This window comes from Mesorhizobium sp. CA16, assembly GCF_020165175.1.
Taxonomy (GTDB): domain Bacteria; phylum Pseudomonadota; class Alphaproteobacteria; order Rhizobiales; family Rhizobiaceae; genus Mesorhizobium.
The window spans coordinates 278,267-292,907 of the sequence record NZ_JAIUHP010000002.1 but is presented as its reverse complement, the minus strand read 5'-3'; the positions used below and the strand labels follow the sequence as shown (position 1 = coordinate 292,907).

General features: G+C 62.6%; 17 protein-coding genes and 1 tRNA gene. 8 read left to right on the top strand and 10 right to left on the bottom strand.

What is annotated here, in order from left to right:
• Positions 1 to 165 precede the first annotated feature (165 nt).
• Positions 166 to 795: a VOC family protein gene (locus LB525_RS05190; RefSeq protein WP_224543796.1), complete on the bottom strand. Its 630-nt coding sequence runs from the start codon at positions 793 to 795 to the stop codon at positions 166 to 168.
• Positions 796 to 926: 131 nt separating this feature from the next.
• On the opposite strand from LB525_RS05190, the gene LB525_RS05185 reads away from it, so the two are divergent.
• Complete coding sequence (locus LB525_RS05185) at positions 927 to 1,532, top strand: hypothetical protein (RefSeq protein WP_224543795.1); 606 nt, start codon at positions 927 to 929, stop codon at positions 1,530 to 1,532.
• Positions 1,533 to 1,626: 94 nt separating this feature from the next.
• Entirely contained in the window at positions 1,627 to 2,592 is a 966-nt protein-coding gene (gene speB / locus LB525_RS05180; RefSeq protein WP_224543794.1) for an agmatinase, read from the top strand.
• A 45-nt stretch (positions 2,593 to 2,637) separates the two neighbouring features.
• Here speB and LB525_RS05175 read toward each other — a convergent pair whose 3' ends face one another.
• The 3 genes from LB525_RS05175 to LB525_RS05165 form a co-directional block, all read right to left on the bottom strand.
• Entirely contained in the window at positions 2,638 to 3,405 is a 768-nt protein-coding gene (locus tag LB525_RS05175; protein ID WP_224543792.1) for an alpha/beta fold hydrolase, read from the bottom strand.
• 15 nt (positions 3,406 to 3,420) lie between these two features.
• On the bottom strand, positions 3,421 to 3,915 hold the full coding sequence (locus LB525_RS05170) for a DUF192 domain-containing protein (RefSeq protein ID WP_224543790.1): 495 nt from the start codon (positions 3,913 to 3,915) through the stop codon (positions 3,421 to 3,423).
• A gap of 113 nt (positions 3,916 to 4,028) precedes the next feature.
• On the bottom strand, positions 4,029 to 4,622 hold the full coding sequence (locus LB525_RS05165) for a cold-shock protein (RefSeq protein ID WP_095765583.1): 594 nt from the start codon (positions 4,620 to 4,622) through the stop codon (positions 4,029 to 4,031).
• A 262-nt stretch (positions 4,623 to 4,884) separates the two neighbouring features.
• Here LB525_RS05165 and gloA point away from each other — a divergent pair, with 262 nt between their 5' ends.
• Together gloA and LB525_RS05155 are read left to right on the top strand one after the other, a co-directional pair.
• Positions 4,885 to 5,325 carry a lactoylglutathione lyase gene (gene gloA, locus LB525_RS05160; RefSeq protein ID WP_224543788.1) on the top strand — a complete coding sequence of 147 codons (441 nt, stop codon included), beginning with the start codon at positions 4,885 to 4,887 and terminating at the stop codon, positions 5,323 to 5,325.
• A 114-nt stretch (positions 5,326 to 5,439) separates the two neighbouring features.
• Positions 5,440 to 5,727: a DUF2218 domain-containing protein gene (locus tag LB525_RS05155; RefSeq protein WP_224525489.1), complete on the top strand. Its 288-nt coding sequence runs from the start codon at positions 5,440 to 5,442 to the stop codon at positions 5,725 to 5,727.
• Between the two features lie 34 nt (positions 5,728 to 5,761).
• Here LB525_RS05155 and LB525_RS05150 read toward each other — a convergent pair whose 3' ends face one another.
• Together LB525_RS05150 and ilvA are read right to left on the bottom strand one after the other, a co-directional pair.
• Positions 5,762 to 6,313, bottom strand: coding sequence for a DUF1697 domain-containing protein (locus tag LB525_RS05150; protein WP_224543786.1), 552 nt, complete (start codon positions 6,311 to 6,313; stop codon positions 5,762 to 5,764).
• A complete protein-coding gene (ilvA, locus tag LB525_RS05145; RefSeq protein ID WP_224543785.1) occupies positions 6,310 to 7,566 on the bottom strand; it encodes a threonine ammonia-lyase IlvA in 1,257 nt (418 codons plus the stop codon). Before ilvA ends, LB525_RS05150 begins: the two co-directional genes overlap by 4 nt.
• Before the next feature lie 231 nt (positions 7,567 to 7,797).
• Between ilvA and LB525_RS05140 the strand changes: the two genes are divergently transcribed.
• Both LB525_RS05140 and LB525_RS05135 read left to right on the top strand, forming a co-directional pair.
• Complete coding sequence (locus LB525_RS05140) at positions 7,798 to 8,874, top strand: alpha/beta hydrolase (protein WP_140840540.1); 1,077 nt, start codon at positions 7,798 to 7,800, stop codon at positions 8,872 to 8,874.
• 105 nt (positions 8,875 to 8,979) lie between these two features.
• Positions 8,980 to 10,140 (top strand): alpha/beta hydrolase, encoded by a 1,161-nt coding sequence (locus LB525_RS05135; protein WP_224543784.1) that lies wholly within the window; start codon positions 8,980 to 8,982, stop codon positions 10,138 to 10,140.
• A gap of 7 nt (positions 10,141 to 10,147) precedes the next feature.
• Here the strand turns inward: LB525_RS05135 and ade are convergent, their stop codons facing one another.
• The gene (gene ade / locus LB525_RS05130) at positions 10,148 to 11,965 is read right to left on the bottom strand and encodes an adenine deaminase (RefSeq protein ID WP_224543783.1); all 1,818 of its coding nucleotides are present in this window, start codon (positions 11,963 to 11,965) and stop codon (positions 10,148 to 10,150) included.
• A 161-nt stretch (positions 11,966 to 12,126) separates the two neighbouring features.
• Here ade and LB525_RS05125 point away from each other — a divergent pair, with 161 nt between their 5' ends.
• Positions 12,127 to 12,783: an outer membrane protein gene (locus LB525_RS05125; protein ID WP_224543782.1), complete on the top strand. Its 657-nt coding sequence runs from the start codon at positions 12,127 to 12,129 to the stop codon at positions 12,781 to 12,783.
• Between the two features lie 230 nt (positions 12,784 to 13,013).
• On the opposite strand, the gene LB525_RS05120 is transcribed toward LB525_RS05125, so the two are convergent.
• The gene (locus LB525_RS05120; protein WP_095765580.1) at positions 13,014 to 13,241 is read right to left on the bottom strand and encodes a hypothetical protein; all 228 of its coding nucleotides are present in this window, start codon (positions 13,239 to 13,241) and stop codon (positions 13,014 to 13,016) included.
• A gap of 263 nt (positions 13,242 to 13,504) precedes the next feature.
• Here LB525_RS05120 and LB525_RS05115 point away from each other — a divergent pair, with 263 nt between their 5' ends.
• Positions 13,505 to 13,723, top strand: coding sequence for a hypothetical protein (locus LB525_RS05115; protein ID WP_224543781.1), 219 nt, complete (start codon positions 13,505 to 13,507; stop codon positions 13,721 to 13,723).
• 61 nt (positions 13,724 to 13,784) lie between these two features.
• Here LB525_RS05115 and LB525_RS05110 read toward each other — a convergent pair whose 3' ends face one another.
• Together LB525_RS05110 and LB525_RS05105 are read right to left on the bottom strand one after the other, a co-directional pair.
• Positions 13,785 to 14,228 (bottom strand): hypothetical protein, encoded by a 444-nt coding sequence (locus LB525_RS05110; protein ID WP_224543780.1) that lies wholly within the window; start codon positions 14,226 to 14,228, stop codon positions 13,785 to 13,787.
• Positions 14,229 to 14,271: 43 nt separating this feature from the next.
• Positions 14,272 to 14,356 (bottom strand) — tRNA-Leu (locus tag LB525_RS05105).
• Positions 14,357 to 14,641 lie beyond the last annotated feature (285 nt).

Below are 14,641 nucleotides of genomic sequence, written 5' to 3'. Positions count from 1 at the left end.
ATAGCACGGTTGAACTCAATTTTCCTTAGTGCTTTGTCAAATGGACCTGGTTCACGCAAATTCAAGCGGCGATGGAAAACGAACCCTTGATCGGGAGCGCATTCGAAATCGCCTCGATTGTCGTCTTCCCAAACGTAGGAAACGGGCACAGTCCGGCGTCAGACCTCATTGCGGCAATGCCGTTCCGGCCTGTTCCGCCACCATGTAAGCGGCGTACCAGTCAGGCCAGTTCTTGTCGTACTGTCCGCCAGCGCGTTTCTCATGTTCGCCGTGTGCCGCCGCGGCCCGCCGCAGCGCAGCCGCAAGTTCCGGGGATGAAGTGAACGTCGTGTCGCGCGCATCGACACGCCCGGGCAAGCGCTGGGTGATCTCCTGCAGCAGCCAGCCATTGCCGTCCGGATCGCTGAATGTGACGAACGAGGAATAGCTGCGCCCCTCCGGATGCCGGCCTTTGATCGGCGGCTGGCCGGGGCCGTCGCGGTGGAAGACGTCGCTTGCCTCGACGCCACGCGCCACGAGTTCAGCCCGGGCCGCTTCAATATCGGACACGATCAGATAAAGCACTTTCGCCGAACCAGGCGCGGCCGATGTGAGGCCCGTGCCGAAATGGATCGAACATGGCGAACCCGGCGGCGTGAACTGCACGACCCGGAACGCGTCGCCGACCACGAAGTCGGCATCGAGCCTCCAGCCCAAGCCGGCATAGAAACCCTTGGCTCGATCGACATCGGCAACCGGGATGACGACCGCCTCCAATTTCATGTCGATCGTGCCAGGTCTGGTCCCGCCGGTCATGTCACGCTCCTTGGGTTCGATCTCGGCAGCTTCCCCCCGTCGCGCATTTTGGTCAATCGGATACATATGCTCTTGAAGCCGGCGGCGACTTGCGTTGTCCTGCCAGCGTTAGCCGCCCGGAAAAATTCGTCATGGAAAAAGAGACGCTGATCGATGTTGCGCTGAAAGCCGAGCTTTGCGCCCTCTATCAGGCCGGGGACCGGCACTATCACAACCTCGCCCATATCGAGGCCATGCTGGCGCTGGCTGAAGAATACCGAGACCTACTCGACGACCCGGGCGCCATCGAAGCGGCGATCTGGTTTCATGACGCGATCTATGACAGCCGCGCCAAGGACAATGAGGCAAAAAGCGCAGACCTGGCCGAGAAAAAGCTCGCCGGGCGCGTCGATCCTCCTCGCCTCGCCCGCATAGCGGCGATGATCAACGCCACCGCCACCCATCAATTGCCGCTTTTACGCGACGAGAATGCGCTCAACGATGCGGCGCTTTTGCTCGACATGGATCTGGCGATCCTCGGCGCCGAACCCGCGGTGTTCGATGCTTACGAGAAGGCGGTCCGGCTGGAATATGGCTGGGTGGACGAGCCGATGTGGCACGCCGGCCGCTCGGCCGTTCTGAAGAGTTTCCTCGCCCGTCCGCACATTTTCCATACGACCGAGTTCCGGGATCGGTTCGAGGCGCAGGCCAGGGAAAATCTCGGCCGTTCACTGCAAGCCCTGCAAGACCAGCCCTGATAGGCCCATACTCACGCAGGGCTTTGCCTCTATGCCCAAATTCAAGGCCCTGCGATCGCTATCGAACGTGAACCGTTCTGGGATGGCCGTCACCATGGAAAACAGCTTCCACCAACCCGTCGACGCCGCGCAGGTGCCGCGCTTTGCCGGGCTTTCCACTTTCATGCGGCTGCCGGCCGTGCCGAGCGCGAAGGGGCTCGACATCGCCCTTGTCGGAATTCCCTGGGACGGCGGCACGACCAACCGGGCCGGCGCCCGCCACGGTCCGCGCGAAATCAGGAACCAGTCGAGCCTCATGCGCCGGGTCCACCATGTCTCGGGAACCGAACCGTTCAGCATCGCCAATATTGCCGATGTCGGCGACGTCTCGGTCAACCCGATCAACCTGCTCGACGGGTTGAAGCGCATCGAGGACGGCATTGCCGCGATCGTGGCGGACGGTGCCCTGCCGCTTGCTGCGGGCGGCGATCATTTGACGACGCTGCCGGTGCTGCGCGCGGTGGCCCGCAAGCGGCCGGTCGGCATGATCCACTTCGATGCGCATTCCGACACCAACGACCGCTATTTCGGCGACAATCCCTACACCCACGGAACGCCTTTTCGTCGCGCGATCGAGGAAGGGCTGCTCGACCCGAAACGGATTGTCCAGATCGGGATCAGAGGCTCGATCTATGAACCGGGCGAACACGATTGGGCGACCGCTCAGGGCGTGCGCATCATCTATATGGAAGAATTCGTCCGGCGCGGAGTCGCTTCGGTCATGCAGGAAGCGCGCGATCTAGTCGGCAACAGCCCGACCTATGTGACGTTCGACATCGATTGCATCGACCCGTCCATGGCTCCCGGCACCGGCACGCCGGAGATCGGCGGTTTCACGACACGCGAGGCGCAGGAGTTGGTTCGATTTTTGGACGGATTGAATTTCGTCGGCGCCGATGTCGTCGAGGTCGCGCCTCCCTTCGACGTCGGCGGCATGACGGCGCTGGCCGGCGCGACGATGATGTTCGAGCTGCTGTGCGTCATGGCGAGGTCCCTCGCCGACAGGAGGGCGCAGGGCTAGCGCGACGAGCAGATCGACCATGGTCAGCCCAGCAGCGCCGCGCGCTCAGAGCGGGTTTTCGGCGTAGAACTCGAGCACGCGCTGTTTGAAGCTCTTGTCGCCGACGGCGAGCATGTGGTCCCGTCCCTCGATGTGAAATGCCCTGGCGTTAGGCATGAGGGCGGCAAGCTCGTCCGGCGAGCCGCCGATATCGTCCCTCGTGCCGACGGCGATCAGTGTCGGCTGGGCGATGCGGGCCATGTCATCCTCGCTGAGCAACTCGCGCGACTTTACGATGCAAGCGGCAAGCGCGCGACGGTCGCTGCGCGTCTGATCTGCGAAAGCGCGAAAGGAGCGCCCGCGCGGATGAGTGGTTTGGGAAGGGTCTTCCGCCAGCAGGGCCGCCGCGATCGGATCCCAGTCGCCGACGCCGTCGACCATGCCGATGCCGAGGCCGCCGAACACCAGCGTCGCGACCTTCTCCGGATCGGAGAGCGCCAGGAAGGCCGAGACGCGCGCGCCCATCGAATAGCCCATGACATGCGCGCGCTCGATGCCGAGATGATCGAGCAGCGCGGCCGCGTCGGACGCCATCTTTTCAGGCGTGTAATCGGCCTCGTCATAGCTCTTCGACGACGAGCCATGTCCGCGATGGTCGAAGGCAATCGCCCGGTAGCCGGCGTCGTTCAGCGTCTTGAACCAGCCCGGCGAGACCCAGTTGACATAGTGGCTGGAGGCAAAGCCATGGATCATCAGCACCGGGTCGCCCTGCCCCGAGGCCGGCTGGCGATCGAGATAGGCAAGTTCGAAACCGTCATGGGAAAAGAACTGCATCGGCAGATTTGCTTTTCAGTTGGCGCCAGTACCGATAGCCGGGTGGCGCAACAGATCGCCTTCCTTGATGCCGTCCCTGGCGGCTGTGCCGGCCTTGAGCTCAAGCACGAAGCGCACGGGTTGTCCCGGCGAGATGATCGCTTCGGATTCGGGCTCGCCGCGCTTGATGGCTTTGATCCTGCCATCCTCACCGATGAAGATCAGGTCGAGCGCCATCGGCGTGTTCTTCATCCAGAAGTCCACCTCGTCCGTTCTTTCAAAGACGAACAACATGCCGTGATCGTCTGCCATGGTCCGGCGAAACATCAGTCCCGCCTCGCGTTCGGCGGAGGTATCGGCGATCTCGATGGAGAAGGAACGCTCTCCCGAACCGGTCGACACCACAAGCGGCGTCCGGTCGATCGGCAGCAGCATCGCATCCGCCGAACTTGGCTTCGCAGCGATGAAACAGGCGGCGAAAACGATCGCGGCACAGAATATGCCCGCAGTCAGCCAATTGCGATGAACCATGCGTACCTCGTCCAGACGCTCGTCCTAAACCATGATCCGGACAAGTGGAACCGGTTTTCGGACAAGATGGTCGCGCCGCGGCAAAGGGACTTTTCGACCGCGTCGAGAAGCCCTCAATGCGAGACCGACAAGGTACCCATATCGGGGTGGATTTCGGCGGCCATAAGGCCTTTGTCGCCGCGCCCGAACCGAACGAGCACGACTTGGCCGGGCCGGAGCTCGGTTATGCCGTAGCGCCGCAGCGTCTCCATGTGGACGAAGATGTCTTCCGTCCCCTCGCCCCGCGTCAGGAAGCCGAAACCCTTGGTACGGTTGAACCACTTGACCAAGGCTCGCTCAAGGCCGCTCTCCGGGTTGACGGTGACGTGGGTGCGCTGTTCCTGCTCTGCCGGGTGGACGGCCGTCGAAGCATCCATGGAAAGGACGCGGAAAGCCTGCAAGCCGCGCTCGCCCTGTTTTACCAGGCAGACGACCCGCGCGCCCTCGAGCGCCGTCTGGAAACCGTCCCTTCGAAGACATGTCACATGGAGGAGAATATCACCCGAGACGCCGTCGTCCGGAAGAATGAAGCCGTAGCCCTTGGCCACGTCGAACCATTTGATAGCGCCGGCGATTTCGACAAGCTCGGCGGAGTCGCCGCCATTGTCCCGCTGCAAGGCGTCGTCAAGGCTTCCGTCCCGCCTCGTGAAAGAGGCTTTTTCCCCCATAAGAATGCCCCCTTTTTTCCAACTGAACTGCAACTGATTCTTGCCAAGAGATTAACACTGCGGCTTCCGGGGTGTGCAAGGGCTGACGTGCCTTTTTTCACCGTTCAGCACCGGAAACGCTGAAATGTCCTTTGCCGGCGCTTCCGGAAGCCGAAATCGCAAGGCCTGAAGTCGACCGTGCCGCCGCTATTGTCGGACGATTGCCCTTTCCCCGGACGGCTCCTATGGTGCCTTCCAACCCCAACACTTTGAGGAAGCCGCCATGCGCTATCTGCACACAATGGTCCGCGTCGCCGATATCGACCAGTCGCTCGATTTCTACTGCAACAAGCTCGGCCTCAAGGAGGTGCGCCGCTACGAGAACGAGCAGGGCCGCTACACGTTGATCTTCCTCGCCGCGCCGGAAGACGAGCAAAGCGGCATCCATGAGAAGGCGCCGCTGATCGAATTGACCTACAATTGGGACCCGGAGGACTATAAGGGCGGCCGCAATTTCGGCCACCTCGCCTATGAGGTCGACGACATTTACGCAACCTGCCAGAAGCTGATGGACAATGGCGTGACCATCAATCGTCCGCCGCGCGACGGCAACATGGCTTTTGTCCGCTCGCCGGACGGCATCTCGATCGAGCTGCTGCAGAAAGGCCCGGCCAAGGCGAAGGCCGAACCATGGGCCTCGATGCCGAACACGGGGGCCTGGTAAATCCACCCCGATTTGACCGGGGGCGGCTGGCGTTTCGCCCGGCGCTGCTTATCTATCCGCAATTGGCGCCAGCCTCATCCAGGCTGGCGTTTCTTCATCCGCCAGGAGAATTCCATGCTGACCAGCCGCGCCGATGTCGCCACCGAACATGCCAGCCGCTACCTGCAGCAGCTCTGCAAGCACTGGTCGCATAAATTCCCGGTCGAGTTCGACCCGCAGCACGGCGCCATCCAGCTCTCGATCGGCCGCACCGTGATGGATGCCGACGATCGGGCCCTGCACATCGCTGTGGCCGCCGACGACGAAGCGTCGCTGGAGCGGCTGGAGAGCGTGGTCGCGGACCATATCAAGCGTTTCGCCTTCCGCGAGGAACTAAGCTTCGATTGGCAAAAGGCCGCCTGAGCCGGAGCAATTCCGGGAAAAGTGCCTCGGACAGTCAGCCGCCGGCCTTGCCGGCCATGTCGAGCAGGGCCAGCACGCTGCGCCAGTTGCGCGCCGTGCCCGGCACCTTCAAGGTACGCGGGATGAGGTTGGCGAACACCGATTTGCCGAGCCCGTCCGGCGCATGAAGATAAAGCACGTCGCCCTTGATCTCGAAGCGCTCGGGGCCGGAGCATTTGTCGGCGAGCCGCTTCGTCTCCTCGGCGGTCGGCTCCCGTTCCAGCGCATAAGCGTGCAGCTTGGTCGGCTCGCCGGCGACCTCGGGATAGGGATTGTCCTTCACCAGCCGCTCGAACCAGCCGGCATCGCGCACCATGATGCGCGAATGAAAACCCCACTTCTTCTCGAAGGCAGCCTCGATCTCCTTGGTCAGCGCCGCCGCGTCCCCCTTCTTCGCCCGGAACACGACATTGCCGCTCTGCACATAAGTCGCGACATCGCTGAAGCCGAGACTTTCGAAGAAGGCTTTGAGCTCCGCCATTTTGACGATGCGGTTGCCGCCGACATTGATGCCGGAAAATAGCGCAACGAAAACCGGGCCCTTCATATGATGAACCCCGCCAGCGTCTCGTTGTCGGTGATATCCTGATATTGCACGCCTTCGGCGTCGAAATTGGTCTTCAGCAGGTCGAAATTGCGCCGGTCCTTGGTCTCGATGCCGATCAGCACCGAGCCGAAATTGCGCGCCGATTTTTTCAGATACTCGAAGCGGGCGATGTCATCGTCGGGACCGAGCATTTCGAGGAAATCACGCAGCGCGCCCGGCCGTTGCGGGAAGCGGATGATGAAATACTTCTTCAGCCCCTCGAAGCGCAGCGCCCTCTCCTTCACGTCCGGCAGCCGCTCGAAGTCGAAATTGCCGCCGGAGACGACCGCGACGATGGTCTTGCCCCTGATCTCCTTGCGCGAAAAATCCTTGAGCGCGTCGATCGCCAGCGCGCCGGCCGGCTCCAGTACGACCCCCTCGACATTGAGCATCTCGATCATAGTGGCGCAGAGCCGGTTCTCCGGAACCAGCCGCACGGCATCGGCGGTGAAGTCCTTGAGATGGCGCAACGGCTCGCGTCCGATCTCGGCCACCGCGGCACCGTCGACAAAATTGTCGACCTTGGCGAGCTTGACCCGCTTGCCGCCGGCAAGGCTCTCGCGCAGGCTCGGCGCGCCCGCCGGCTCGCAGAACACGAAACGCGGATCGCGATGCTGGTCGGCGAAATAGTGGGTCACACCGGCGGCGAGGCCGCCGCCGCCCACCGGCAGCATGACGATGTCGGGCACGCGCCCGCCCGGCATCTGGGCCGCGATCTCGTAGGCAACCGTCGCCTGGCCCTCGATAATGTCCTTGTGGTCAAAGGGCGGCACCATATGCGCGCCGGCGGCTTCGGTGAATTCGAAGGCGGCGCGGTAGCAATCGTCGAAGAAGTCGCCGACCAGCCTGATCTCGACGAAATCGCCGCCGAACAGCCGCGTCTTGTCGATCTTCTGCTGCGGCGTCGTCACCGGCATGAACACGACGCCCTTCTTGCCGAAATGGCGGCAGACGAAGGCAAAGCCTTGGGCGTGATTGCCTGCCGAGGCGCAGACGAACAGCTCGGCATTATTGCCGGCGGCGAGCGCCTTGCGGAAGAAGTTGAACGCGCCCCTGATCTTGTAGGAGCGCACCGGCGTCAGATCCTCACGCTTCAAAAGGATGCGCGCGCCTGTCTTCTTGGACAGATAATCGTTCTCCTGCAGCGGCGTTTCCGGAAAGATTTCGCGGATCGCCTCGGCGGCAGCGGCGACGCGAGAAGAGAAGCTGTTCAATAGAAGTCCCTCATTTGGTCTCGGCGGTACGCCAGGACAGCCATATCCCGCGCCTGCAATCTTCCTGCCGCCGTTTTGGCTTTCGCGCAACAGTGCGATGGCCGTCGCCCGACGCTGAGCCAATTTCCGCTGGACACGACTTACTTTAGCCGCACTTCGGCTGTCCGGGAGATTTCCGCGGAGGTGGACGGCCAATCGTGGCCGGAGTGGAATGCCAGTGAAAGTGTCGACGTGCGGTTGAAGACAATTCTGATCATCGCCTTTGCCCTGCTGATAGCAGGCTGCGCGGGCCAGCAGACGCAGGAAATCCTGGGCAGCGTCGTCGTGCCGACGACGGCGACCGAGATCGCCGGCAACCACTCGATCTTCATCGCCACGACCCGCAAGCGCTCCGACGACCCGAACAAGGTTTTTGACGGCGAACGCTCGGCGACCCTCAACTATGCGCGTGTCAACGTCACCGTTCCCCCCATTCACCAGACCGGCCAGATCGAGCGCCGTTCGCGCGGCAAGTCGAACGACCCGACGAAATATTTCATGGCCTCCGAAGTCGTCGGCTACGACACGCAGCCGAAATTCGCCAGCGCCCTCAACACCGACATCGACGCCCGCGGCGGCCGCGTCATGGTTTTCGTCCACGGCTACAACACCGGCTTCGACGATGCCGTCTACCGGCTGACCCAGATCGTCCACGATTCCGGCTATCCGGGCACGCCGGTGCTGTTTTCCTGGGCCTCCGGCGCCAAGACCACCGACTATGTCTATGACAAGGAAAGCGCCGCCGCCGCCCGCGACCAGCTGGAGGTGACGCTGCGGATGCTGGCGCAGACCGGCGCCCGGCGCATCGACATTGTCGCCCATTCGATGGGAACCTGGGTGACGATGGAGACGCTGCGCCAGCTTGCCATCACCGGCGACCGCGATCTCGGCGGCAAGCTCGGCGACGTTGTGCTCGCCTCGCCCGACATCGATGTCGATGTGTTCAAGAGCCAGATGCGCCGCTACGGCAAGCCGGACAAGCCCTTCATCCTGCTCCTGTCGGACGACGACCGGGCGCTGCGGCTCTCCGGCCTGATCGCCGGCGCGCGGCCGCGCGTCGGCGACTATCGGGATGCCGCAGATCTCGCCTCCTATGGCGTCACGGTGGTCGACCTCTCCAAGATCAAGGGCGTCGACAGTTTCAACCACACCAAATTCGCCGACAATCCGATGATGGTGCAGATGATCGGACAGCGGCTGCGCGAGGACGATGGCTTTGCCAGCGATCGTGATGTGACGGACCGCATCCGTCAGCTGGCTGCGCAGTAACCGTATCGGTGCGGGTTCCGCGCCGCAGGGACTTTGAACTGGACCCGGCCGCTCTCTGGCTTTATCGCAGTAGCAAGAGATGTTGCCGCCCTTGGGGGACCCCGGGTGATTGCGCATGTGAAGATCGTTGTCGGCCTTGCCTTCACGCTCGCCCTCGCCGGCTGCGCCGGTCCCACGCATGATCTTCTCAACCGCAAAACAGTTACAGCGCCTGCCTCCGACATCGCCGCCACGCATGAGATCTTCGTCGCCACCACCCGCCAGCAGGCGACCAAGGATCCGCGCCAGGTCTTCGACGGCGACCGTTCGCTGACCACCAGCTACGCCCGCGTCGACGTCACCGTGCCGAAGATCCACCAGGTCGGCGCGATCGAGCGCGCCAAGGGCTCGGCAGACTCCAATCCGGCCAAGCAGTTCACCGCCACCGATGTCGTCCACTATGGCGACGCGCGGCAATTCGCCAAGGCGGTCGGCGCCGACATTTCCATGCGCGGCGACCGTGCCCTGGTGTTCGTGCACGGCTTCAACAACGGTTTCGACGACGGCATCTACCGCATCACGCAGATAGCGCATGACACCAAATATCCCGGAACGCCGGTGCTGTTCTCATGGGCATCGAGCGCCAAGGCGACCGGCTACATCTATGACAAGGACAGTTCGACCGCCGCACGCGACGATCTCGAGGCGACGCTGCGGATGCTTGCCAAGACACGCGTCAAGAGCATCGACATCATCGCCCATTCGATGGGCACCTGGCTGACGATGGAGGCGCTGCGCCAGCTCGCTATCACCGGCGACCGCGATCTCGGCGGCAAGCTCGGCTATGTCATCCTCGCCTCGCCCGACATCGACGTCGATGTCTTCAAGAAGCAGATGATCCGCTACGGCAAGCCCGACAAGCCCTTCGCCATCCTGCTTTCGGGCGACGACCGTGCGCTGAAGCTGTCGAGCTTCATTTCCGGCGACAAGCCGCGCGTCGGCGACTACGGCAACGCGGCCGACCTCGCTGATTACGGTGTGACGGTCGTCGACCTGACCCACGCCAAGGGCGGCGACGGACTGAACCACGCCAAATTCGCCGATAACCCGATCCTGGTGCAATTGCTGGGCAACCGGCTGCGCACACCGGCCGGCCTTGCGTCGGACGAGCCCGACCCGACGCAGCTCAACGATATCGGCCAAGGCCTCGGCAAGGCGGTCGGCTCGGTCGCCGAGGTCGTCATCACCACGCCGTTCCGTGTGTTGACAATCGCGACCGGCGGATAGCTGGCACTCAGATAAAAAGATCGACCTTCCGGAACGTCGTCACGTCGACAAGGCCGACATCCGAGATCCTGAGCTCCGGAATGACCACGAGCGCCAGCAGCGAGTGCTGCATATAGGCGTTGTTGAGCGAGCAACCGACCTTGCGCATCGCCTCGGTCAGTTGATCGGCCTTGGCCGCGACGATCTCGGCGCGTTCGTCCGACATCAGGCCGGCGATCGGCATCTCGACCAGCGCCAGTTCCTTGCCCTCGGAATAAAGCACGACGCCGCCGCCCACCTCGCCCAGCCGGTTGACGGCCAAGGCCATATCCCCCTTGTTGGTGCCGACGACGATTATGTGGTGCGCGTCATGCGCCACGCTGGACGCCATCGCGCAGTCTTTCACATAGCCGAAGCCGGAGACGAAGGCGTTGGTGATGCCGCCCGTGCCGCGATGCCGCTCGACCAGGGCGATCTGGCAGATGTCGTTGCGGCGATCCATGGCGACCAACCCGTCCTCGACCGCCAGATCGGCTTCCAGAGCCCGCGTCGGCGCCTGGTTCTCGATCACGCCGATCACCCGCGCCCGCACCTCGTTGGCGCCCTGCGGCGCGGAAATGTCAAAATCCTTCGCCGCGAGTTTCTTGCCGAGCTTGACAGTGTTCTTCGCGGATTGCGGATAGTCATAGGCGGGGATGTCGATCTCGAGCTTGCCGGCCTTGGCCAGCCGGACGCCGCGGGCATAGACCTCGTCGATGGTCATCCGGGCAAGGTCCGAAACGATCAGCAGATCAGCCAGCCGTCCGGGCGCGATGGAGCCGATCTCGCGCTCCAGCCTGAAATGCTGCGCCGTGTTGAGCGTCGCCATCTGGATCGCCGTCACCGGCTTCAGCCCCTGGCTGATGGCATGCCGCACCACGCGATCCATATGGCCTTCATGCACCAGCGTGCCGGAATGGCTGTCATCGGTGCACAGGATGAAGTTGCGCGGGTCGATGCCGCCTTCGGTCACCGCCTTGATCTGCGCCGCGACGTCGTACCAGGCCGATCCCAGCCTCAGCATTGCCTTCATGCCCTGGCGCACGCGCGCGATCGCATCCTCCGCGCGCGTGCCTTCATGGTCATCCTCCGCCCCGCCGGCGACGTAGCCGTGAAACGGTAGGCCGAGATCGGGCGATGCATAGTGCCCGCCGACCGTCTTGCCGGCCTTGACCGTCTCGGCGATCTCGCCCGACATCACCGGATCGTTTGCGGCAACGCCGGGAAAATTCATCACCTCGCCAAGCCCGATGATGTTTTCCCAGGTCATAGCCTCGGCAACGTCGGCAACGGTCAATTCGGCGCCGGCATGCTCCAGCCCCGGCGCCGACGGCACGCAGGACGGCATCTGCACATGCACGTTGATCGGCATCGCGACCGCCTCGTCGTGCATCAGGCGCACGCCCGGCAGTCCAAGCACATTGGCGATCTCGTGCGGATCGATGAACATCGAGGTCGTGCCGTGCGGGATGACCGCACGGCAGAACTCCGTCACCGTCACCATGCCGCTCTCGACATGCATGTGCGCGTCGCAAAGGCCGGGGACCAGATAGCGCCCGCCGGCATCGACGACCTTCGTCCGCTGCCCGATGGCATGGCCTGCGTTCGGCCCGCAATAGGCGAAGCGGCCGGCGGCGATCGCGATATCGGTGCCGGGGATGATCTCGCCCGAATGGACGTTCACCCAACGACCGTTGCGGATGACCAGATCGGCCGGCTTTCGGCCCATCGCGACGTCGACAAGATGTGTCGCCACTTGCGTCCACGGCTTTGGCTTTGCGGCGCTAGTCGGCTTGGCGTTCGTCATGGGCTTTGAGTCCTCTGCATGGGCCAGTTTGGCAAATGTCGGCGTCCGGAGCCAGAGCGTCAGGTCGTAAACCACTGTTGCAGAGATGCAATTCCGTTTCGCAGTGATTGGGGCTAGTCTGCCCGAAGGAGTCTTTCGAAACCGCCATTTCGGAGCGCCCTATGCGTCGACTGACGCTCGCCAGTGCCGGCCTTCTTGCCCTGCTGTCCGGCTCTGCCTGGGCAGCGGACCTAGGCACTAATCTGCCGATGACCGCGCCCGGCTTCGACTGGACCGGCTACTATGCCGGCATGCAGGCCGGCTATGGCTGGGGCCGGTCCGACATCAGCGTCGAGGGCGGTTCGGTGAAGCCCGACATCGATGGCGGTTTCGTCGGCGGCCATGTTGCGGGGCTCTGGCAATTCGACCAGGCCGTGATCGGCGCCGAGGCCGATCTCAACTACGCCTCGATCGACGGCACCGCCGAGGCCGGCCCGGCAAACACATTCGGCACCGACATCAAATGGTTCGGATCGATCGATGCCAAGGCCGGCTACGCCATGGATCGCGTGCTGATCTACGGCATCGGCGGCGTCGCTTTCGCCGGCATCGAGACCTCGCAGGCGGCAGTGACGGCCTTTGCCCAAACCCGCACCAGCACCGGCTGGACGCTCGGCGCCGGCGTCGACTATGCCTTGACCAACAACGTCGTCGTCGGCGCGCAATACCGCTACTACGATTTCGGCAAGGAGCATTTCGATGCGCCGGACACCTTCGCCGACCGCGACCAGGACGTGAAGCTGCAGACGCTAGGCGTGAATTTCAGCTACAAATTCTGAGGCTTGCGGTGCCGCGAGATGCGCAACACACCCTTCCGCATCTCTTGAAAATTCAGGTGGCCGGCGCCCGCAGGGGGCGGGGGAATGGGTAGGGGCCTGATAGACGCCGGCCTCGGCGGATCGATCCGCCACGGCGCAAACATTAGCGTTCCCAGGGCAGGCCGTAATAGCGTGATCGCGCCACTTTCCCACCGCCCTGCCCCGCCTAGCGGACATGCTTGGCTGAACGATCAGGATCGGTCCGAAGCCATCTTTCCTTCAGGCATGGCCTCGAGACACTCCTCCAGCCGCCGCAGCCGGGCCTTTTGCCAGCGCAACGTGTGCGCGACCTCGTGCAGGTTCCATTTAGCCTTCGAATTGGCGGCCTCGATTAGCCCCCGTTCGAGCCGACCGATCTCCCTGCGCAGCTGCCGCGCCTCCTCCTCCCGCAGTCCCCTGATCCAGCCTGGCCCACGCATGGGTTCCACCATCAAAGCCGGCCATAGACTCGCACACAAACGCTAATGGGATCAGTTCGGAGAAACTGGCATTTTAAATATCACTAATATTAAATCTGCGCCTAAGAAGGGGCAGGACGGCCGCACAAAGCGCAGCCGACCCGAAACATGGCTTGACGGCTCATATCAGGCATTTGAAAAGGGCATGCCTGCGGACGTGGCGGAATTGGTAGACGCAAGGGACTTAAAACCAAGCGCCGTCCTTGCGAGAAGAGGCTTTGTTGATGGGAAAACGCTCGCCGGTCCCGACTACAGATAAAGAAATCGAGGCGCTTAGCCTTGAGCAACTGAATGCTCAGATCGCCAAGGCTCTGCGGGGCTACGAGAACGGCGGTACCAGTCAAGGGCGCAAAGCGTTTTTTAAGCGGCTGGTGTGGCTTGAGGAACATCGCGAAGCCGCGCACGGCATCATAGCTAAGCAACGTCGATTTGGGGCGCCCTAGATTTCAAGCGCTTTCAACCATTGCAGGCCCTCGCATTCGCCCCAATCTTGTGGGAACGCCCTCAGTCGGCGCTGCGCTCTTCGGCCGCTTCGTTTTCGATAGCCACGCGCTGAACCACCTCGGGGGACACATGCATGACGGTAATATCGAAAGCCCGATAAGCCTCATCTGGCGTAATGCCGCGTTCGATTTCCGCCTTCGTCATGCCGTCCTTCAGTTGCTCGTTGCGCAGTTTGGTCAGGATTGACCCAAGTCCATGGTGATGGCCGAAACTCGGCGCGACGTATTCGCCTGAGGGCGTCCAGCCGCCGAAGTGCATCGCAACATGCACATCGTGGAGTTCCTCCGGATCAGACGCGCTAATCCTGACTAGCTCTTTGATGAGCTCCTCAATTGCAGCTTTGGTCATGTATGCGGTTACGCCCATGACATCCAATCGTAGCGCCAAGCTGTGCGGTCCGGCCGACATCTTTTTCGCTGGTTTTTTCGTTGGTCGTCTAGCCATGCTTAAATTGCCTCCGTGCCGTGATGCGATCCTATGGGAAGCATGGTGCGGGCGGCGGGACTTGAACCCGCATGGCCGAAGCCTCCGGATTTTAAGTCCGGTGTGTATACCAATTTCACCACGCCCGCAGTGTCCGCACATGTACCCGTGGTGTGGGATTTTGCAAAGAGCGAGGGAGCATGCTCGCACACTTGATTGTGTGGGAAATATCGTGGGGATTTCCCACAAATGTGGGAGAAAACCGGACTTCACCATCAGCTCGACGTCCCGGTTTTTCAGGCTATTGAGCGAGAAACACCGCAAAAAAGAGACTTAAAATCCCTCGATCTCTGATCGTACGGGTTCGATTCCCGTCGTCCGCACCACCCCTTCGCTCTTCGACGAGTCCTCCGAAGCCTTGGCGAAGGAGGAGC

What these genes read in the sequence shown, in the direction of transcription:
- LB525_RS05190 (WP_224543796.1), bottom strand. Translation starts at nt 795, where the DNA reads ATGACCGGCGGGACCAGACCTGGCACGATCGACATGAAATTGGAGGCG.
- LB525_RS05185 (WP_224543795.1), top strand. Translation starts at nt 927, where the DNA reads ATGGAAAAAGAGACGCTGATCGATGTTGCGCTGAAAGCCGAGCTTTGC.
- speB (WP_224543794.1), top strand. Translation starts at nt 1,627, where the DNA reads ATGGAAAACAGCTTCCACCAACCCGTCGACGCCGCGCAGGTGCCGCGC.
- LB525_RS05175 (WP_224543792.1), bottom strand. Translation starts at nt 3,405, where the DNA reads ATGCAGTTCTTTTCCCATGACGGTTTCGAACTTGCCTATCTCGATCGC.
- LB525_RS05170 (WP_224543790.1), bottom strand. Translation starts at nt 3,915, where the DNA reads ATGGTTCATCGCAATTGGCTGACTGCGGGCATATTCTGTGCCGCGATC.
- LB525_RS05165 (WP_095765583.1), bottom strand. Translation starts at nt 4,622, where the DNA reads ATGGGGGAAAAAGCCTCTTTCACGAGGCGGGACGGAAGCCTTGACGAC.
- gloA (WP_224543788.1), top strand. Translation starts at nt 4,885, where the DNA reads ATGCGCTATCTGCACACAATGGTCCGCGTCGCCGATATCGACCAGTCG.
- LB525_RS05155 (WP_224525489.1), top strand. Translation starts at nt 5,440, where the DNA reads ATGCTGACCAGCCGCGCCGATGTCGCCACCGAACATGCCAGCCGCTAC.
- LB525_RS05150 (WP_224543786.1), bottom strand. Translation starts at nt 6,313, where the DNA reads ATGAAGGGCCCGGTTTTCGTTGCGCTATTTTCCGGCATCAATGTCGGC.
- ade (WP_224543783.1), bottom strand. Translation starts at nt 11,965, where the DNA reads ATGACGAACGCCAAGCCGACTAGCGCCGCAAAGCCAAAGCCGTGGACG.
- LB525_RS05125 (WP_224543782.1), top strand. Translation starts at nt 12,127, where the DNA reads ATGCGTCGACTGACGCTCGCCAGTGCCGGCCTTCTTGCCCTGCTGTCC.
- LB525_RS05120 (WP_095765580.1), bottom strand. Translation starts at nt 13,241, where the DNA reads ATGCGTGGGCCAGGCTGGATCAGGGGACTGCGGGAGGAGGAGGCGCGG.
- LB525_RS05115 (WP_224543781.1), top strand. Translation starts at nt 13,505, where the DNA reads ATGGGAAAACGCTCGCCGGTCCCGACTACAGATAAAGAAATCGAGGCG.
- LB525_RS05110 (WP_224543780.1), bottom strand. Translation starts at nt 14,228, where the DNA reads ATGGCTAGACGACCAACGAAAAAACCAGCGAAAAAGATGTCGGCCGGA.